At 73.8% G+C, this 19,020-nt stretch carries 13 protein-coding genes; 4 read left to right on the top strand and 9 right to left on the bottom strand.

The features are described 5' to 3' along the window. Nucleotides 1–26: 26 nt before the first annotated feature. The gene (locus B100_RS0117745) at nucleotides 27–866 is read right to left on the bottom strand and encodes a hypothetical protein (protein ID WP_051490009.1); all 840 of its coding nucleotides are present in this window, start codon (nucleotides 864–866) and stop codon (nucleotides 27–29) included. A 475-nt stretch (nucleotides 867–1,341) separates the two neighbouring features. On the opposite strand from B100_RS0117745, the gene B100_RS0117740 reads away from it, so the two are divergent. Next, a complete protein-coding gene (locus B100_RS0117740; RefSeq protein ID WP_024885772.1) occupies nucleotides 1,342–3,183 on the top strand; it encodes a caspase family protein in 1,842 nt (613 codons plus the stop codon). Between the two features lie 20 nt (nucleotides 3,184–3,203). Here the strand turns inward: B100_RS0117740 and B100_RS0117735 are convergent, their stop codons facing one another. Genes B100_RS0117735 through B100_RS0117720 form a run of 4 tightly spaced genes read right to left on the bottom strand, consistent with a single transcriptional unit; the run spans nucleotide 3,204 to nucleotide 8,426 of the window. Then, on the bottom strand, nucleotides 3,204–6,089 hold the full coding sequence (locus B100_RS0117735; protein ID WP_024885771.1) for a CHAT domain-containing protein: 2,886 nt from the start codon (nucleotides 6,087–6,089) through the stop codon (nucleotides 3,204–3,206). A gap of 1 nt (nucleotide 6,090) precedes the next feature. Continuing rightward, nucleotides 6,091–6,765 carry an RES family NAD+ phosphorylase gene (locus B100_RS0117730; RefSeq protein ID WP_024885770.1) on the bottom strand — a complete coding sequence of 225 codons (675 nt, stop codon included), beginning with the start codon at nucleotides 6,763–6,765 and terminating at the stop codon, nucleotides 6,091–6,093. 3 nt (nucleotides 6,766–6,768) lie between these two features. After that, nucleotides 6,769–7,419 carry a hypothetical protein gene (locus B100_RS0117725; RefSeq protein ID WP_486585657.1) on the bottom strand — a complete coding sequence of 217 codons (651 nt, stop codon included), beginning with the start codon at nucleotides 7,417–7,419 and terminating at the stop codon, nucleotides 6,769–6,771. Continuing rightward, nucleotides 7,410–8,426 carry a macro domain-containing protein gene (locus B100_RS0117720; RefSeq protein WP_486585656.1) on the bottom strand — a complete coding sequence of 339 codons (1,017 nt, stop codon included), beginning with the start codon at nucleotides 8,424–8,426 and terminating at the stop codon, nucleotides 7,410–7,412. Before B100_RS0117720 ends, B100_RS0117725 begins: the two co-directional genes overlap by 10 nt. Before the next feature lie 644 nt (nucleotides 8,427–9,070). On the opposite strand from B100_RS0117720, the gene B100_RS0117715 reads away from it, so the two are divergent. Continuing rightward, nucleotides 9,071–9,559: a cation:proton antiporter regulatory subunit gene (locus B100_RS0117715; protein ID WP_037722996.1), complete on the top strand. Its 489-nt coding sequence runs from the start codon at nucleotides 9,071–9,073 to the stop codon at nucleotides 9,557–9,559. 155 nt (nucleotides 9,560–9,714) lie between these two features. Here B100_RS0117715 and B100_RS0117710 read toward each other — a convergent pair whose 3' ends face one another. After that, the gene (locus tag B100_RS0117710) at nucleotides 9,715–10,920 is read right to left on the bottom strand and encodes a cation:proton antiporter (RefSeq protein WP_024885766.1); all 1,206 of its coding nucleotides are present in this window, start codon (nucleotides 10,918–10,920) and stop codon (nucleotides 9,715–9,717) included. Nucleotides 10,921–11,634: 714 nt separating this feature from the next. Between B100_RS0117710 and B100_RS0117705 the strand changes: the two genes are divergently transcribed. Further along, nucleotides 11,635–13,509, top strand: coding sequence for an NAD(P)-binding protein (locus B100_RS0117705; RefSeq protein ID WP_024885765.1), 1,875 nt, complete (start codon nucleotides 11,635–11,637; stop codon nucleotides 13,507–13,509). Nucleotides 13,510–13,716: 207 nt separating this feature from the next. Here B100_RS0117705 and B100_RS0117700 read toward each other — a convergent pair whose 3' ends face one another. Beyond that, complete coding sequence (locus B100_RS0117700) at nucleotides 13,717–15,564, bottom strand: prolyl oligopeptidase family serine peptidase (RefSeq protein ID WP_024885764.1); 1,848 nt, start codon at nucleotides 15,562–15,564, stop codon at nucleotides 13,717–13,719. Between the two features lie 246 nt (nucleotides 15,565–15,810). Here B100_RS0117700 and B100_RS0117695 point away from each other — a divergent pair, with 246 nt between their 5' ends. Further along, on the top strand, nucleotides 15,811–16,713 hold the full coding sequence (locus B100_RS0117695) for an SURF1 family protein (protein WP_024885763.1): 903 nt from the start codon (nucleotides 15,811–15,813) through the stop codon (nucleotides 16,711–16,713). On the opposite strand, the gene B100_RS0117690 is transcribed toward B100_RS0117695, so the two are convergent. After that, nucleotides 16,680–18,185: a hypothetical protein gene (locus B100_RS0117690; RefSeq protein WP_024885762.1), complete on the bottom strand. Its 1,506-nt coding sequence runs from the start codon at nucleotides 18,183–18,185 to the stop codon at nucleotides 16,680–16,682. The two genes, B100_RS0117695 and B100_RS0117690, sit on opposite strands and share 34 nt — an antisense overlap. Beyond that, nucleotides 18,182–18,853: a SigE family RNA polymerase sigma factor gene (locus B100_RS0117685; RefSeq protein ID WP_186568499.1), complete on the bottom strand. Its 672-nt coding sequence runs from the start codon at nucleotides 18,851–18,853 to the stop codon at nucleotides 18,182–18,184. Before B100_RS0117685 ends, B100_RS0117690 begins: the two co-directional genes overlap by 4 nt. Nucleotides 18,854–19,020 lie beyond the last annotated feature (167 nt).

The raw sequence follows: 19,020 nt of genomic DNA, 5'->3' as shown, positions 1-19,020 counted from the left end.
ACGGCGGAGCCGGCCGCCGGCGGCTGTCAGCTGCGCAGAGTCACTCCGTATCGGGTGCGCAGACGGTGGATCTCCCACCACACCACCGCTGTCACCGAGGCCGGGCCGCCGAGCAGGGCGCAGACCTTGATCAGCAACGGTCCCGCGGGAAGCCCCCCTGCCACCAGGCCGATGGCCGCGAACTCCCAGACGAGCACGCCCGTGAGCAGGGCGGGCAGCGCAGGGTGCACCTCCGCGGTGTTGAAGGCGCTGCGGACGGCGGGCCTGGAGGCGAAGACCACGAACAGCAGTGTGTACACCATCGGGACGAACGCGCCGAAGATGAGCAGGGGCACCAGGAGGAACTGCGTCGCGCCGGACGGCGACCGCATCGTGAGCACCGTGGTCGCCAGGCCACCCAGCGCAGCGAACACGGGTACCAGGCCGAACGCGCCGAAGTACCACAGGGCCGAGCGCCCGGCGGCGCGCAGACGCATGCGCATGGCCCCGCGCGCGTGCGGCGGCGCCCAGCGCATCAGAAGGGCCACGACCACGGGCGCACTCAACAGCAGCAGCCAGGGCGTGGTCACCAGCCGCAGCCAGTACTGCTCCTGGGCCTCGGACATGTCCTCCGGCTTGCCGTAGACGATCAGGATGAGGAAGGACATGACGGCGGCCGTCCATGCGCGCAGTTTCTGGACCCGTGCGACCTCCGGGTCCTCGACACGGCGGTGAGCGCGCGCGGGGAAGTGCCGCCGTGCGCGGCGGCGGGCCGAACGGGCCAGCACGTACCACCCCATCAGGGGGAGGGTCGTCCACCACAGGCACGGGATCAGCAGGAGCGCCCACACGCAGCCGTGGACGCGCTGCCGCCCGCCCCGCAGCATCTCGCCGAGGGTCGGCCACTCGTCCTCGCGCAGCCGCTGCCACAGGGAGCTGTGCGACGGACGCGGCCCGTACGGGTACGGGCCGGGCTGCGGTGGGACGAACGGTGCCCCCGGAGGAGGCCCGGGCGGTGGGACGAACGGTGCCCCCGGGGGAGGCCCGGGCGGTGTCACGTACGGGTTGCCCGACGGAGCCGGTGGGGGCTGGTACGGGTTGCCCGACGGAGCCGGTGGGGGCTGGTACGGGTTGCCCCACGGAGCCGGTGGGGGCTGGTAGGGATTGCCGTGCGGTGGCTCCGGCGGCCGGTACGGGTTGTGTCCCCCGAAACTCACGCTGCTGTCCTTTCCTGAGCTGCTGGTGGTGCTCAGGAAAGTCAACTGCCTCTCGGTGGCTTGTACATGCTGAATGGTCAAGAAGACCGGCATCCGCCCTGCATACGCCCCGCGCCCGCCCGGTGACACCTGGCAGGATCTCCGCATGCGGACCGTGCACGCCCTGTTCGTGGGCATCGACGACTATCCCCGGGCACCACTGAGGGGGTGTGTGAACGACGTGCGGGAGGCGGAGACGTGGCTGCGACGGCAGAGCCATCTCACCTCCGACATCCGGCGCCTGCACAACGCCGACGCCACCCTGGCCGCCGTGAAGGCCGGGATCGAGCGCCACCTCGGCCGTAGTGGGCCGGGCGACACCGCGCTCCTGTGGTTCAGCGGCCACGGCAGCGAAGAGCCCACCGACGCGCCGTGGGAGGGCACCGGCCGGTCGCAGGCCCTGGTGTGTCACGACAGTCTCGACGACGGCAGGCCGCCGCTGTGGGACGTCGAACTCGGTGCGCTGCTGGACGGTGTCGCCGCCCGCGGTGCCCATGTGGTGGCGGTGCTCGACTGCTGCCACTCGGGGGGCGCCACCCGGGACGGCGCGGCGGTGCGTGCCGTGTCCTGGCGCCCTTGGTGGTCCTCGCGGGCGGTGCCCGGTGCCCGGGACGGCGGGGGGCACGGCCCGCTGCCGCGGCGGCACACCCTGTTCGCCGCGTGCCGGCCGCAGGAGCGCGCCCACGAGGAGGTGCTGGACGGCCACGTGCGCGGCTACTTCAGTCACGCCCTGCTGGAGGCGCTCGGCCTGCTGGGGCCCTCGGCCACGTACGGCGGCCTGCACGCGCTCGTCGAGGAACGCGTGCGACGGCGCAGCTCGGTGCAGCACCCCGAGCTGCGCGGCGGCGAGGACCGGCGCTTCCTCTCCGACGACCGGGTTGCCGCCTCTCCCTTCCTGCTGCGGCACACGGCTGCGGGCTGGGAGATCAACTGCGGCCAGGCACACGGTCTGCGCGCGGTGGGGGCGGAGTTCACTCTGCTCGGTGAGGGCGGTGCGCCGAGGGCCGTCGTCGTCCGGGAGATCCGGGCGGAATCGGCGCTGGTGGACCCGGTGGGCTGGTGGCCGGAGCCCACCGACCACGACGCGGTGTTCGGGGTGACTCCCTCGGCGCTGGCGTTCCCCCCGGCGGCCGTGGAACTCACGGGCGATCCGGCCGTTGTGCGCCTGGTCGAGGCCGCCGTCACCGGAGCGCCGATGCTGTCGACGACGGCGGACGGCACGGGCAGCGTGTCACTGCGCGTGGAGGCGGCTCCGGGACAGGCGCGGGTGTCCGGTGGGGCCGGACGGGACGTGCCGCCGCTGCCGGTGCGGTCACCGGCCGACGCGGACCGCGTCGCCGAGTGCCTGACACATCTCGCGCGCTGGCAGCAGCTGCGCGACCTCGTCAATCCGGACCCCTGGCTGTCGTCACTCGTGCGCATCACGGTGGAGCCCACGGGGAGGGGCACCGTACGGCACTCGGCCGACGGGGAGATCGTCTGCTCCTACACCGCCGATCAGCAGCCGCCCCAGGTGATGGTGGGCGTTCACAACGACTCCGAGCGTCCTTTGTGGTGTGTCCTGCTCGATCTGACGGACAGCTACGGCTCCTCCCCGCACCTGTACGACGGCGACTTCATCGCCCCGGGGCGTACCGGCTGGGCCCGGCGCGGCCAGCCGGTGTGGCTGTACCTTCCGCCGGAACGCCCGGTCGTGCCGGGGGCGTTCACCCGGGACTGGCTGAAGGTGATCGTGGCGGAGACCGAGCTCAACACCGCTCCGTTCGTCCTGGACGCGTGGTCGCCCGGCGTGCCGTCCGCCGCGCGGACCGCCGGCACGCAGGGGACCGCCACGGAGGGACTGCTGCGGCTGACCTCGCCGGCGGGCGGCCGTAACGCGGGCGGACCCCCACAGGGCCCGGGCCGCTGGGGCACGGCTCACGTCCGCATACGCACCGAGGTGTCCTGAGCGGGGCCCCGGGACCCCGCTCACCAGCCCAGGTGGGTGAACCCGGCCCACGCCGTCAGGTCGTCGCCGCGGATCCGCCCGACGCGCGCCCGGAGGTGGGCGGGCATGCCGGGCGGAGGTGTGCGCAGGTCGTCGAGCATCCACAACTGGGCACTGCGCAGGGCCTGCCCGGGCGGCAGCCCGTCGCGGTGCATGAAGTGGTGGGTCATGTACATCAGCAGTGAGGTCGCCTCGTCCGGCACCGGCCACAACGACCCGATGACCGAACGCGCGCCGGCGACGAGGAACGCCGTGGACAGGCTGTACGCCTCGTCGTAACCGTGTCCGGACACGTTGGTGCGGCAGGCGGCGAGGACCACCAGGTCAAGGTCGCGGTAGCGGGCCACGCCCTCGGTGAGCACCTCGGCGGCCAGGCTGCCGCCGGACAGGGCGAGATAGGCGCTGTGCCGTTCGCCCTGGCGTACCACTCCGTGGCAGGCGAGGTGCAGCAGGCCGCCGCGTTGCCGTCCCAGCCAGTCGGTGACGGCGGCGGGGGTGGCGGCACCGGGGCCGAGCAGTTCACCGTCCGGGTGGAAGGTGCGGTGGATGGCCTCGGCCTCCTCGCCGGCGTGGTGGAGGTCACGGGTGGGGTTGCCGACGACGAGCACCTGCCTGTGTGGGGTGGCGCGGCGTGCGGCCACCTCGCACAGCAGCCGGGCGGACGGCAGGTACGAGATGTCGGCGAGCTGACAGGCGCGGCGTCCCCCGGGTAGACGCGCCGCGTGCCACGGCACGGTGCCCAGTTCGGCCATGGGGACCAGGATGACGGACGGGGCGCGGCCGTACCCGCGGGGCAGCTCGCCGAGCAGCTTCCCCATCACCGCCTCGCCGGCCCAGTCGCACAGGCGCCGCAGCGCGCCGGGGCTGTCGTGCGGCCGGAGCGGGGCTCCGGAGGGGGCGTCCGGCAAGGGCGGGCCGCCGGCGTCACGGCCCGGGGTGCCGGCGGCCCGGTAGTCGGCCAACGGGCCTGCGGACAGGACGAGTCCCGGCAGGTCGACGACGCGGGTGGCGTCGTCGGCGGTGATGACGAGCGCTCGGCCGGGCTCGGGCCGCCGTCCGAAGAAGAACTGGTCCTGCATGCTTGGCTGCTCCTCCGCGGCGGGCACCAGGTAGACCAGTGTCGTGGCGCCCAGGGCGCGCAGCGCCGCGGCGGTCTCCTCGGTCGACGGGGCTTCCAGCAGTCGGCGGCGCAGCGGGGAGGCGGCCAGCGCCCGCAGTACCCGGCGGCGCAGCCTGCTGTCGGGGCCGCTCGGTGACACGGCGCCGAGCGACACGGCGCCGAGCGACGGGACGCCTTCCGGCGGTGGGGCTGCCACGACGCCCGCACGGCGCCACTCCTGAGCGAGATCTTCCTGCCCGAGGGCGGTCAGCATGTCGGGCACGGTGGCGGCCACGGTGGCCGCGTGCAGGACGAGTCCCCTTCCGGCGTCCAGGGCGCGGACTGCGTCGGTGAGGGCTCCGTCGGCCAGGCACCAGCGGGCCACGGAGACCGCCTCCTCCCCGGCGCGGCGGGCGGTCTCGGCGGCATGCGCCGTACCGGACTGCAGCAGGACCGTCCAGGCCGCCGCCTTGAGCGACTCCAGGCCGACGCGCCGGGCCTCGTCGTGGTTGGGCCGCTTCGCCGACGGGTTGTAGAGATGCGCGACGTCTCCGCGGAACCGGTAGGCGTCGGCGAGGATCGACCCGATGGTTCCCCAGCTCGGGTGCTCCGGCCCGGCAGCCAGCCTCCAGGCGTGCCGGAGCCAGGAGATGCCCTGGTCCAGGTGATGGAACCGGCGACCGTGGGGCCCCATGGGCATGATGCCGAGGCTGCAGTGGCTCGTGCCGAGGGCGAAGGCGGAGCGGATCCAGCGGTCGTCGTCCGGGTCGTCGAGCATGTCCAGCGCGTCCTCCAGCATCCGCTGGGCATCCAAGGCGCCCTGATAGTCGCCGGCCGCCATGGCCTGGGCGGCCCGACTGCTGCCCAGAAGACTGAGCTGGTCGATCCGGGAGTCGCGGGGCAGGGCCGCGATCTGCCGCCGTACCTCCTCCGACGAGGAGGGCACGGGGTGACCGTCCGCGCTCGGCATGCGTCCGGCGCGACGGGCACGGAGAAGCTCGAGCGATGTCCTGGCGTTCGTCAGGTGGGCCTGGAGTCCGAGACCGTCCATGTGTCCGGGCGGGAGCCGGTCCAGCACCGACTCCAGCACCTGGATCTGCTCGGCCAGCGCGTTCTCGTCCTCCCGGCGCACGGCCTGGCGCAGACGGAACATGGCGAGCTGACCCGCCCCGGCCGCGCGCTGCTCGTCGTCGAAGACGGGCAGGTCGGAGAGCCGGGCCAGGTCTTCGAGAGCCGAGTCGAAGTCGTCCTCCCCTCCGCTGAGCTGCGCGAGGTGGACGCGCAGGGCGGCATGGTTGTATTCCAGCAACTGCCGCTGGGTGCTGCCGGGAGGGAACAGCGCGCGCGTCTCCTCCAGCCGGGCGATCTCGGCCTCCAGATCGGCCGGGGAGTCCAGTTGCTGCAGCCCTGACGAGGCCGCCACGGTGGCGACCGCGCCCTGCCAGGTGTCCTCGGCGGGCCCGTACTCCGCCGCCTCACGGCGCAGCTCCTCCTCCCTGCGCGGATGGGAGACGGTCTGGTCGAACCGCAGCATCGGCAGCACGGCGAGGATCTGCCCGGCCCGCAGCCCCGATGCCGCGGTGCCCCTCGGCAGCTCCCGCCAGTCCGCGTACAGGCGGTCGAAGGCCTCACGGCCCGTCGCACAGCCCAGGCGGTCGAGGACGAGCCTGGTCAGGCGGTTCAGGTCCCGGGCGTCGGTCATCCCACCGCCGGCCGCCTCCTTCAACTCGTACATCAGCGCACGCAGGTCGTACGGCGAATACGCCATGTCAGAACTCCCTCGGGGGCATGCGCGGCGCGGTCCGCGTCAGGTACGGCGTGAGTACACCGTTGAGCCAGCGCTCGCCCTCTTCGGTACCGAAGTCGACGGGCGGGGCCCCCGTGGGTTCGAGCGCCGGTACACGGTCCCGGTCGTCGAAGAGGACGGCGACCCGGTCGGCGGGATCTCGCTTGGAGGGCCAGACGAAGCCCTGCGCCCAGGGTTTGGTCCGGTCACGGATCCAGTGCCCCCAGTCCCGGGTCTGCGGGTAGTCCGAGCCCTCGGCCTGGACGAGCCAGGGGTCCTGTGCGAGCGCCGCCAGGTCGGACGCGGACATCAGGGAGAGGACCTCCGTGTCGTCGGCCAGCCGCAGGAAGGACAAGCTGCGCCGCTCGAACGCCGCTCGTGGAAGCAGCCGCGGACCGCCGTCTCCGGGAAAGGCCAGCGAGCGCAGCAGCACTTCGGACACGGCGGCGCCGGGACTGAACCCGGCGTACAGGTAGCCGTAGCGGTCGTGAGGGGTGCTGTCGAAGCGGCCGCCGAAGTAGAAGGCGTGCGAGGGACGGGAGTTGTACGCGGTCGGATCGCGTCGGGTGGAGTGGACGCGGTACAGCGGCATGCCCGCGCGCAGCACGGCGCGGACCGGTTCTCCGGGAAGGCTGTCGGGGGGCGGGTACTTGGGCATCGGCTACTCCCCCGTGTCCGTGCTCACCAGGGTGTCCGCGGCGCCGCGCAGTTCGGCGTCGCGCCCCTGTCCGAGGAGCGAGGCCGGAGTGCCCCGCCACCAGGTGCTGTCGGACAGCCACCAGTCCGCCGCACCCCACGGGTCCAGGTCGGCCCGCAGTACGGAGTTGACGTCGAGGACGACCTGCCAGGGCATGCTGCCGGCCTCGAACTGGAACAGCGGGACGTGTCTGCGGCCGTCGTCGCCGGAGAGCACGATCAGCAGCGCGTCGTGTCCCTCGTGCCACGGCATCGCCGGTTCGGACAGCAGGCGTTCGCGTACGGGGCCGTAGACCGGGCCGACCATCGGGTTGCTGTCGAGGACGAGCAGGTAAAGGTCGTGCACGCCGAACCCCTCGTGCAGGACCGTCGAGGGCGGACCTGAGAAACGCGGCTGGGCTCCGTCCTGCCGCAGCGCGGCGGCGGCGTCGGGGGGCAGGGCGTCGAGAAGGGTCCGGGCCGCGCGGTCGGCCGCCGCTTCCTGGTCGTCGCCGCCCGTGCGCAGCTCGGCGAGCCGCTGTTCGAACACCCGTGCCGCAGCGGGCCCGAGCAGACTCCGATAGGTGCTCCACCGCGCGGCGCACGCGGCGAGCACCTGGAAGGGGTTCACAGGCACCGGTACTTCGTCTCCTCGTCGTCGGGTAACGCGCCGCCCGCTCGGTGAGGCCGGCCGCCTCCGAGCACGTCGACGACGAGGTCGGCGAGCGACGGCCTCCGGACGACCAGGTGGATGTCCCGGTCCTGGGCGGTGTCGGCCGCGATGCCGGCCCACAGCGCACTGATGCCGGTCTGCGCCGGCAGGCGCCCCCGGCCCGCGCCGAGAATCGGGAAGCAGACCGACCTCAGCGGCGGTCCGAATCCGTCCCGCTCCTCGTCCATCAGGACGAACGCGCGGGCCACGGCCGCGGTGACGTCCTGCGGGGTGACGTCGTAGTCGTTCGTGCCGGGCCGGGGAACGGTGACGGCCGCGTGGTAGATGCGGCGGATTCCCCGTGCCGCGAGGGCGCCGGGACCGGTCGGCGCCACCGTCCCAGGGAGGACGGGACGACCGCGCACACCCTTGACGGTCCGCCAGTCGAGCAGTTCGTCGTGGATCGGGTCGGCGACGACGTCGCCGGTGGCGTCCCGCACGGCTCCCGCGCGGCGCAGTGCGGCGGGCACGGACGCCTTGTACATCTCGGGAAGGCTCAGGTGAGTGTTGAGCGGCGACACGATCACATCGACGTCCCGCACCAGCTCGACGGGGTGTACGTGCAGGGTCAGTCGTACGGCCCCCACACGCAGCACGCGGTGCTGCAAGTACGGTGCGAGCAGGGAGACATGAGAGGTATCGGTGCCTCTGGGGCGGTGCCCGGCGATCCAGCAGATCTGCTCGGCGATCTGCCTGAGGACGATCTCCTCATGGCTCTTCCTGAACCGTTCGACGCTGACGTTGTACACCTTGGCCGCGAGCTTGCGACGGTCCGCAGCCGGCCGGTCTCGCATCCCGGGAGCCACCCCGAGCGTGAGTCCGGCTGCTTCCTGCAGGTTTCCCCCGCCCAGGCCGGACACCGCCGTACGCAGGAGGTTCTCGACCTCGACAGGCCAGGCGTCGGTCACTGCGGTGGAGCGTGCGGCAGCCACCCGGCGCAGAAGAGGGAGGGGAAGGTCGCGGATCCGGACCAAGCCTTCCACCCGGACCACCTTCACCTCCCGAAGGACCGTGGCGACATCGAAGGGCGTGGCACCGGGTGGCATGCAGGCATGATTCCGGGCAGCTGACACGAGCCGCAAGTGCCTGTTCGCGCGGTCCCTTCACGGTACTGGGCGCCGGCCTCCGTCGACCGGTGCGGGCCGGTCGTCATCCGGTCGGGGTCAGGTCTCCGTCCGGTCGGGACCCGGGCGGAAGCCAGGCCGTGCGCCCCGCGGCCGGCCGGGGCCCGACCCCGGATCGCTCGGAGCAGTCGGCCCGCGACCGGCAGCGCCGCCGCCGGCAGCGTGAGTCCCGCCTCCCCGGCGACGGCGTGAGGAGGAGTTCGACGTCGACGGCGTCCTCGTCCGTGAGGTCCCGCAGTTCGTGCGGGGCGTGCGGGAGGCGTGAGGGCCACGATCTCGCGGAGGGCGGTGTTGACGGTGTCCCGCTTCGTGGTCGTACCCGGCTCCTTCGCCGCCGCCACGCCAGGAAGTGTCAAGGGGCGAGGTCGGCCCGGATGACGCTTCGGCCCGCGCGTGCCGTAGGGTGCCGTCGGTCATGGCCCGTAGGACAACTCAGGTGTAGGGGGACGGTCATGGGCGGCGCTGGGCGCGTGGGGCACACTCCGCTGCCGGGGATCGGTGTGCGGTACGACCTCGTCACGCGGGAGCGGCGGCGGTTGTCGGTGATCGCCCATCTCGACGGTTCCCGGACGCTGAACGTCTACCGCAGGGACGATCCGGACGACACCGCGCTGTGCCTGCGCCTGAACACCGAGGAGGCGGCGGCCGTCGTCGACGCCCTGCTCCCCTCGCACCACAGCCCGAGCCTCCTGGCGACGGCCGAACTGGGCCTGGTCGCCGAGCGGATCGAACTGTCGGCCACCTCGCACTGGAACGGGCGCCTGCTGGGCGACACCCGCATGCGCACGGAGACCGGCGTCTCCATCGTGGCCGTACTGCGCCGCGCCGAGGCGATCCCGTCGCCGGGCCCGGACTTCCGGCTGGCCGGCGGCGACACCCTCATCGTGATCGGCACACGTGAGGGTGTCGGTGTCTCCGCCGAGATCCTCGGCCGGGAATGACCCGTGGGGAGTCCCGGTCCGCAGTGACCGACCGGGGATGACCCGTGGGGAGTCCCGGTCCGCAGGTGACCGGCCGGGAGTGACCCGCGCAGGACGCCGGCCGGGAGTGCCCCGACGGCCGTCACCGGTCAGGAGTGACTGGTGGCCCCCGGCCGTCAGACCTTCGCCGGCTCCGGCGTCGACCGCTCCGCGTCCACCGGCGTCTCCGTCCGGCCGCCGGTGAGGCGGCGGGCCAGCGGCTCGGTCCAGCGGGCGGTGAGCGGGCCGACGACCACCAGGATCAGGACGTACGCCGTGGCCAGCGGGCCGATGCGGGGCTCGACGCCGACCGCGAGGCCCGCGATGACGATCGAGAACTCGCCGCGCGCCACCAGCGTGCCGCCCGCACGCCAGCGCCCCGCGCCCTTGATGTCCGCGCGGCGTGCCGCGTACCAGCCCGTGGCGATCTTGGTCAGCGTGGTGACGAGGGCCAGGAGCAGAGCCGGGACCAGCACCGGCGGGATGTCGGCCGGGTCGGTGGACAGGCCGAAGAAGACGAAGAAGACGGCGGCGAACAGGTCCCGCAGCGGGGTCAGCAGGTTGCTCGCACCCTCGGCGACCTCACCGGAGAGGGCGATGCCCACGAGAAACGCGCCGACGGCCGCCGAGACCTGCAGTTCCTGGGCGAGACCGGCGACGAGCAGCGTCAGGCCGAGCACGACCAGGAGCAGCATCTCCGCGTTGTCCGAGGAGACCGCGCGGCTGATCAGACGCCCGTGGCGCAGCGCCACGTAGAGGACGGCGCCCACGGTGCCGAGGGAGATCAGCAGGGTGACCGAGCCGCCCGCCAGGCCGGCGCCCGCCAGCACCGCGGTGAGGATCGGCAGGTAGACCGCCATCGCCAGGTCCTCGATCACGAGGACGCCGAGCACCACCGGTGTCTCCCGGTTGCCGAGCCGCCGCAGGTCGCCGAGCACCTTCGCGATCACGCCCGAGGAGGAGATCCAGGTGACGCCGGCCAGCGCGACGGCCGCCACCGGACCCCAGCCCAGGATCAGCGCCGCCACGGCGCCTGGCACCGCGTTGAGGACGAAGTCCACCACCCCGGACGGATACTGCGTCTTGAGGTTGGTGACCAGTTCGGACGCGCTGTACTCCAGGCCCAGCATGAGCAGCAGCAGGATGACGCCGATCTCGGCGCCGACGGCGGTGAACTCCACGCTGGCCTGCAACGGCAGGATGCCGCCGTGACCGAAGGCGAGCCCGGCCAGCAGGTAGAGCGGGATGGGCGAGAAGCCCACCCGTCCGGCGAGGCGGCCCAGCAGGCCGAGGGCGAGGATGATCGCGCCCAGTTCGATGAGCATGGTGGCGGTGTTGTGCACGGGCGTCGGTCCTCCGGGTCGGTGACGGCGGCGTCAGTGCCTGTAAAGGGCTGGGGTGGGGCGAGCGGGCGGACGGCGGGGGCCGTGGGTCGCGCGCGGAATCCGCGGGGTGCGGTGACGGGTGACGGCGGGGTGTCCTGGTCCGTGTACGACGCGACGCCGGGGCCGGCCCGGGGTGAGCGGGCGGGGGGCGTGCGTACGGGCGGCTGCCGGCACCCTTGACGGAGGGGCGGCGGCCGGGCGGTCAGGCGCCGAAGTGAGTGGCGTCCGGTTCGGGAACGCTGTCGCGGGGGGTGATGTCGATGCGTACGGGCCGGTTCGTGTCGCGCCGTACTGCGCGTCGGTTCATGTCACGTCCCCCCTCGCATCCAGGTCCACTTCCCGCGGACTGAGCATCCGGCGGCTCAACGGAGCGCCAAGGCCGAGTAAAGTTTACCGTACGACAAATTACATCTTTGTCGCTTATGTGTACGACCTGCGTAAACCCTCCGGCCGCGCGGGCGTCCCCTCGCGCCCCGGTCACGGCGGCGCCGACGCTCCCCCCGGCCCCCCACTCACCCCACGGTGAGCACCGTCCTGCCGCGGGCGTGGCCCCGCTCGACGCGGTGTGCGCACGCCATGCTCCCTGGAACCACGCGCCGTCATCAGGCAGTCTTCTGCCCTGTGGTGAGCCTCCTTCCCAACCCCGCCCCGCCCAGCGACCCCTCGGCACACATGGTGGTGTGCGGCGACGACGGGCTGGCGCACCGCCTCGCCGCCGAACTGCGCGGCGTGTACCGCGAACAGGTCGTCCTCGTCGTGCCCGCCGCCGGGCGCGCGCCCCAGCCGATGACGGGACGGGCCCGGGCGGCCTCCGCCGCACTGCTCGACCGGGTCGTGACCGCCGTCAACCGGGGCAACGGCGGCTCCGACGACACCCTGGTCCCCGACGAGCGGGTGATGGAGGCCGCCGAACCCACCGAGGCCGTGCTCGCCGACGCGGGCGTGGAGCGGGCCGCCGCGCTGGCGCTGGTGTACGACGACGACGAGACCAACATCCGCGCCGCGCTCACCGCCCGCCGGCTCAACCCCCGGCTCCGCCTGGTGCTGCGGCTCTACAACCGGCGGCTGGGCCAGCACATCGAGGAACTCCTCGACCAGGCCGCCGAACTGGCCGGCGGCACCACCCCCGGGCGCGCCGGCCACGGGCACGACAACGCGACGACCGTGCTGTCCGACGCCGACACGGCCGCGCCCGCGCTGGTCGCCACCGCCCTCGTCGGCACCAGCAAGGTCGTCGACGCCGAGGGGCTGCTGCTGCGCGCGGTGGAACGACGCCCGCCGGGGCCCGGCGAGGTGGCCGACCCCGGGCTGTGCACGCTGGCACTGCTGTCCGCGACGAGCAACGACCCGGCCGGAGCCGAGGGTTCGGAGGACAGCGGCGACCAGGGGCCCCAACTGCTGCCCGGCACCGAGGCGGTGGCGGCGGCGACCGGACGCGGGACGGTGGTGCTGGAGCAGCTGTCGTACTCCGGTCCCCCGCTGCCCTCCCGGCGCGGCGGCGTCCCGCCGTTCGCCTCGCTGTTCTCGGCGCGGCTGCGCTGGTCGCTGGCGGGACTGGTGGCCGCGGTCGTCGCGCTCGCGGTGGCGCTGATCCTGCTCACCGACGACCACCCGCTGCACGCCATCTACGTCACGCTGCTGGACCTGTTCGCCATCAACGAGCCCGCGCTCGACGCGCCGACCGGACAGCAGGTGCTGCAACTGCTGTCGGGGCTGGTCGGGCTGCTGCTGCTGCCGGTGCTGCTGGCCGCGGTACTGGAGGCGCTCGGCACGTTCCGTACGGCGTCGGCGCTGCGCAAGCCGCCGCGCGGACTGGGCGGACACGTGGTGCTGCTCGGGCTGGGCAAGATCGGCACCCGGGTGCTCACCCGGCTGCGGGAGCTGGACATCCCCGTGGTGTGCGTGGAGGCCGACCCGGAGGCACGCGGCGTGGCCGTCGCACGGCGGCTGCGGGTGCCGGTGGTCGTCGGCGACGTCACGCAGGAGGGTGTCCTGGAATCGGCGAAGATCCACCGCGCGGACGCGCTGCTCGCCCTGACCAGCATCGACACCACGAACCTGGAGTCCGTGCTGTACGCCCGCTCGCTGCGCCCCGACCTGCGCACGGTGCTGCGGCTGTACGACGACGACTTCGCCAAGGCCGTCTACCGGACGCTGCGCATGGCGCACCCCACCGGACTGACCCGCAGCCGGAGCGTGTCGCACCTGGCGGCGCCCGCCTTCGCCGGGGCCATGATGGGGCGGCAGATCCTCGGCGCGATCCCCGTGGAACGGCGGGTGCTGCTGTTCGCTGCGCTCGTCGTGAACGGGCATCCGCAGCTGGAGGGCCGCACGGTCGCCGAGGCGTTCCGGCCCGGGGCCTGGCGGGTGCTGGCGCTGGACACGGCGGCCCGGGGCGGCGCGGCCGCGGCCGACGCGCCGGGGTCCGGGCTGGTGTGGGACCTGCCGGCCACCTACGTCCTGCGGGCCGGCGACCGGATCGTGCTGGCCGCGACCCGCAGGGGACTCGCGGAGCTGCTGGGACGCCGGACGCGCAGCACGGCATGACGCGGCGGCCCGTACGCCAGGGGGGCGGGCCCGTCCCCCTGGCGTACGGGAGCCCGGACTGTTGGCGAGCCCGCGCCCCGCACACGGGAACCGGGGCCAGGGCGAGCCCGCGTCCGGCGTACCGGGCCCGGGGTGGGGCGGGCCCGTCCCCCGGCGTACAAGAGCCAGGGCCGGGGCGGGTCCGCCCCGGCGTACCGGAGCCGTGGGTCAGGACGGCAGGTGGCGGGCCGCGAAGTCGAGCTCCAGACGGATCTGCTTGATGCGCTCGTCGACCACCAGCGAGCCGTGACCGGCGTCGTAGCGGTAGACCTCGTGGACTGCGTTGCGGGACTCCAGGCGCTTGACGTAGTTCTCGATCTGCTGGATGGGGCAGCGCGGGTCGTTCACCCCGGCCGAGATGTAGACGGGGGCCTTCACCCGGTCGACGTAGGTGATCGGGGACGAGGCCTCGAACCGCTCGGGGACCTCCTCCGGGGTGCCGCCGAGCAGCGTGCGGTCCATCGCCTTCAGCGCCTCCATCTCGTCGTGGTACGCCGTGACGTAGTCGGCGACCGGGACCGCCGCGATGCCCAGCGCCCACGCGTCCGGCTGCGTGCCGAGACCGAGCAGGGTGAGGTAGCCGCCCCAGGAGCCGCCGGTGAGGATCAGCCGGGCGGGGTCCGCCAGACCGGAGGAGACCGCCCACGCGCGGACCGCCTCGATGTCCTCCAGCTCGATCAGGCCCACCCGGTGCTTCAGGGCGTCCGTCCACGCCCGGCCGTACCCCGTGGAGCCCCGGTAGTTGACGCGGACCACCGCGTAGCCGTGGTCGACCCATGCCGCGGGGCCGGCCGCGAAGGAGTCGCTGTCGTGCCAGGTGGGGCCGCCGTGGATGTCGAAGACCGTCGGCAGCGGGCCGGTCGCGCCGGCCGGCTTCTGCACCAGCGCGTGGATACGGCCGCCCGGCCCCTCCACCCACACGTCCTCCACCGGCACCGAGCCGGGCGACTTCATGCCGGGCGGGTCGAGGACCACGCCACCGGACGTGGAGCGCACCGCCGGGGGCTGGGCCGCCGAGGACCACAGGTACTCCACGCTGCCGTCGGGACGGGCCGTCGCGCCCGAGACCGCGCCGCGCGGGGTGGAGATCTTCTCCAGCCGGCGCTCCGCCAGGTCGTAGCGGAAGAGCTCACCGCGCGCCTCGAAGCCGTGCGCGACGAGCAGGGCCGAGCCGTCCGGGAACCACTCGGCGCTCACGTCACCGGGCAGGTCCAGCGCCAGGTCCGTCTCCGCGCCCGTCGCCACGTCCCACACCAGGGGCTCCCAGCGGCCCCGCCGCTGATGGCCGATGAGCAGCCGGGTGTCGCCCTCGACCGGGGCGAAGCCGAGCACCTCCAGACCGAGCTCCTCGGTGCCGCCCCGGGTGTCGTCCAGCTCGGCGACCGTCATGCCGTCGGGGCGCATCACACGCAGTGCGGAGTGCATCGCGTCCCCGTGCTCGGTGTGCTCCACGGCGATCAGCGAACCGTCGTGGGAGAGGTCGCCCACGCCCGCCGACTCACGGTGGCGGTACAGCTCGACCGGCGCCTCGCCGCCGCGCACCAGGTGGATCGTCGTACCGTCCTCGTCGGTGGAGCGGCCGACGACCGCCGTACGCCCGTCACGGCCGAGCGCCAGGCCCGCCGGGTACGAGGGGTCCAGGCCCGGGGCGGCGAGCTCGTCCTCGCCGCCCGTGAACCGCTGACGGCGCCAGACGCCGAACTCGTCGCCGTCCTTGTCGTCGAACCACCAGATCCACTCGCCGTCGGGCGAGAGCACGCCGTCCGTCGTGCCGTTGGGCCGGTCGGTCACCTGGCGCTGCTCGCCGGTCGCCCGGTCCCAGGCGTACAGCTCGTACGTCCCCGTCGCGTTCGACACGAACAGGGAGCGGTCGGGGGCGTCCTCCGCCCAGTCGGGAAGGGACACCCGGGGCGCCCTGAAGCGCCTCTCCCAGTCGGGCATCTCCCCGGTCTGCTGCACTCGCTCGGTCTGGTGGTCCGCCCGGTCCGGCGCGTCGGACCCGTTGCTCTCAGTCATGACCCCATACTGCCCGTCCGGACGCCCATCGCGCGTCCGAGGTCCCCAGCCTGTGGACAACTTCCTCCGGAACTTCCACCGGACCTCTCACCCGAGGCCCCCCGGCCGGGCCCGCCGGACGCTCCCCCCGGCGCTCCACCGCCGATCAGCACCCGCCTCACGCGCGGCGCGGCGGGCCGTCGGGAGGCCACGCCGCAGCCCACCCCGCGGGACGGGAACCGTCCGCGGGCCCGTACCGTTGAGGGCGTGTACCGGTTTCTGCTGACCCCCCGCTGGTGGGCGATCAACGTCTTCCTGCTGCTCTCCATCCCCTTCTGCATCTTCATGGGGTCCTGGCAGCTGGGCCGGTTCGAGGACCGGGTGGACAACCACCGCGAGGCGGAGGAGCGCGTCACCTCGGCCCAGCGGGAGGGAGCCCGGCCCCTGGACGGCCTGCTGCCCGTCACCAAGGCCACCTCCGGCAAGCAGGCCACCGCGACCGGCCGGTACGACACCCAGCTCCTCGTGCCCGACCGCACGCTGGACGACAAGCACGGCTACTACGTCCTGACGCTGCTGCGCACCGACACCGGCCGCGCCCTGCCCGTCGTCCGCGGCTGGCTGGCCGGCGAGCCGGACCCGGCGAAGGTGCCCGCGCCGCCCGCCGGCCAGGTCACCGTCACCGGCGCGCTCCAGGCGTCCGAGACCCCGGGAAGCAACGGCGTCAGCAGCCGCAGCGGCCTGCCCGAGGGCCAGACCGCCGCGATCAGCGCGGCCACCCTCGTCAACCTCGTGCCGTACGACGTGTACGACGCCTGGGTCACGCTCAACCACGGGGACTCGGGGATGAGCGCGGTGCCCGCGGCCGCGCCCGGCGGCACGGGGCTGGACCTGAAGGCCTTCCAGAACCTCGGCTACACCGCCGAGTGGTTCGCCTTCGTCGGCTTCGTGATCTTCATGTGGTTCCGGCTGCTGCGCCGCGAGGTGGAGCTCGCCCGCGACGCGGAGCTGGGCCTCGGCCCGGACGCGGACGGCGACGGCGGTGAGCGGCGGGAGACCGACGGGGACGGCGGCGACGGCGGGAAGCCGCAGGCCACCGACAGGACCGACGGGACCGACGGCGACGAGGCCCCCCGTCAGCCGACGGGCGTGAGCAGCCCCGTCCAGTAGACCGTGCCGGCGCAGGCGTTGGCGACGGTCGCGGTGGCCGGGCCGGAGCCCGTCACCGCCGTGTAGGTCACCGTCACGCTGCCTTCGGTGCCGCCGTCCTCGCGGAGCAGCTGCGTCGCCGTACCGCTGCCGGTGCCTGCCGTCGCGCCGGCCGTGTTCGTCGGGTTCTCGGACGGGGTCGGATCCGCCGTCGGACCGCCGGTACCGCCACCCGTGGTGTCACCGGGCGCCGGACAGGTCTCGGAGGGCACCCAGGCGAACCGCACCTCGTACGCGTCGCCCGGCTTGAGCACCAGGGTCGCCGCCTCCAGGGACGGGTCGGGCAGTCCGGCCGCCGCGTCACCCGCGACATGCCGGGCCGTCGCGATCTTCGCCGCGTCGGCCGCGCCCTGCGGGGTCGCGCCCACGGAGCCCGCGCCCTCCACGGTGCAGCTCGCACCGGAGACGTTGGCGGCCCGGAACGAGCCGTAGACCGCGCCCGCGGAGTCGGGGGCGGCGCTGGTCACGGTCGCCGGGCCGAGCTGGGCGCCGGTGCAGGCGGGGGCGGCCGCCGTGGTGCCGGCCGACGGGTCGGTGCCCTCGGTCGCGCCCGTGCCGGTACCGGTGCCGGTGCCGGCCTTGTCCCCCTCCTTCTTGCCGCCCTCGTCGTCGCCCTCGACCTCGTCGGAGGCGCCGCCGGCGGTGGTCTCGCCCTGGCCCGGGTCCTTGCCCTGGCCGGTGCCGCCCTGGGCCTGCGAGGCGTGGCCGACGGCGGACGGGTTGGCGTCCGAGCCGGCGGCGCCTGAGACGTGGACCAGCGCGGGGACGGCGGTGCCGAGGAACAGCGCGGCGGCGGCCGCGCCGACGAGGGCCTGGCGTTTACGCGCACGGCGGGCGGGGACGGCCCGGCGCAGGTAGTCCAGGGTGCCGTCGCTGGGCTGCACGTCCTGGACGGCCTGGTGCAGCAGGGCTCGCAGTCGCAGCTCGTCCGAGTCGAGCCCTTCGGGGCTCTGTTCGTCCCGGCCGTCGTTCACAGTTCCGTTCCCAGCGTGCGTGTGTGTCGGGTGCTGCCCGGGCGGTGTCACGAGCGCCCGCAGCCGCGCGAGCCCGTCCGCCATGGGCACGCCCTCGTGTTCCGGGCCGCGCGCGGGTGCATGTCCGGGCGCGGGTTCGGACACGGGCGGGGCCTCGTCGGCCTCGGCACGCCCGTCGACGTCGACGGCGACGTCGCCGGAGTCCTCAACGGCATCCGACATCCGGACGCCCTCGGATTCCGGACCGTCAGCGGGCTCCCGGCCGTCCCCGTACTCGTGCCCGTCCTCCAGATCCTGACCGTCAGCGGGCTCCCGGCCGTCCCCGGACTCAGCGGAGTCCCGGCCGTCGGCGGGCTCCTGACCGGCCGCGGGTCCCGCCGCGCCGGTGGACGTACCGCGCGGGCCCTCCGGCTCACGCTCCTCGTGCCGTGGGTCCCGCATGTCCTGGCCCTCGCTCATGCCGGTGCCTCCATGGCCACCCGCAGCGCCGCGATGCCCCGTGAGCCGTACGCCTTCACCGAGCCCAGCGATATGCCGAGGGTCTCGGCGACCTGGGCCTCCGTCATGTCGGCGAAGTAGCGCAGCACCAGCACCTCGCGCTGGCGGCGCTGCAGATTCTTCATCGCCTTGATGAGGGAGTCGCGTTCGAGCTGGTCGTACGCTCCTTCCTCCGCGCTCGCCATGTCCGGCATCGGCTTGGACAGCAGCTTCAGGCCGAGGATGCGGCGGCGCAGCGCGGAACGGGAGAGGTTGACGACCGTCTGCCGCAGGTAGGCCAGCGTCTTCTCGGGGTCCCTGACCCGTTTGCGGGCGGAGTGGACGCGGATGAACGCCTCCTGGACGACGTCCTCGCAGGAGGCGGTGTCGTCGAGGAGGAGCGCCGCGAGTCCCAGCAGGGAGCGGTAGTGGGTGCGGTAGGTCTCGGTGAGGTGGTCGACCGTGGTACCGGCCGCCACGGTGTCGTCGGCGCCGTCGCGCTGACCGGGGATGCGGGCGGGGCGCGCTGCGGGCATGGGCGCGATCACCGGCATGCCACCGGACGCGCCGGCCACGCGGGGCCGGAGCGTGGCGCGGGGCGGCCGGAGGGCCGTGCCGCGCGGCGCTGTGAAGTCGAGTACCTCTGCCACGCCAGTTGGACACGCTTCCCCCCGTAAGGGTTGTACGTGCCGGGCGTCACGTATGCGCCGACCGGTGCCGTCCACCGCCCACCCGCGTCAGGCAGCCCCACCGACAGCACATCGAATGCCCTCATGCGACCCGCTCTTCCCCTGTGTTTCATATGAACGGACGTCCC

This window comes from Streptomyces sp. CNH189, from assembly GCF_000527195.1.
Note: the sequence above shows the minus strand (reverse complement) of the source record. Positions and strands in the feature narration are given on the sequence as shown.

What these genes read in the sequence shown, in the direction of transcription:
- B100_RS0117740 (WP_024885772.1), top strand. Translation starts at nt 1,342, where the DNA reads ATGCGGACCGTGCACGCCCTGTTCGTGGGCATCGACGACTATCCCCGG.
- B100_RS0117735 (WP_024885771.1), bottom strand. Translation starts at nt 6,089, where the DNA reads ATGGCGTATTCGCCGTACGACCTGCGTGCGCTGATGTACGAGTTGAAG.
- B100_RS0117705 (WP_024885765.1), top strand. Translation starts at nt 11,635, where the DNA reads ATGGTGGTGTGCGGCGACGACGGGCTGGCGCACCGCCTCGCCGCCGAA.
- B100_RS0117690 (WP_024885762.1), bottom strand. Translation starts at nt 18,185, where the DNA reads ATGAGCGAGGGCCAGGACATGCGGGACCCACGGCACGAGGAGCGTGAG.
- B100_RS0117715 (WP_037722996.1), top strand. Translation starts at nt 9,071, where the DNA reads ATGGGCGGCGCTGGGCGCGTGGGGCACACTCCGCTGCCGGGGATCGGT.
- B100_RS0117730 (WP_024885770.1), bottom strand. Translation starts at nt 6,765, where the DNA reads ATGCCCAAGTACCCGCCCCCCGACAGCCTTCCCGGAGAACCGGTCCGC.
- B100_RS0117700 (WP_024885764.1), bottom strand. Translation starts at nt 15,564, where the DNA reads ATGACTGAGAGCAACGGGTCCGACGCGCCGGACCGGGCGGACCACCAG.
- B100_RS0117745 (WP_051490009.1), bottom strand. Translation starts at nt 866, where the DNA reads ATGCTGCGGGGCGGGCGGCAGCGCGTCCACGGCTGCGTGTGGGCGCTC.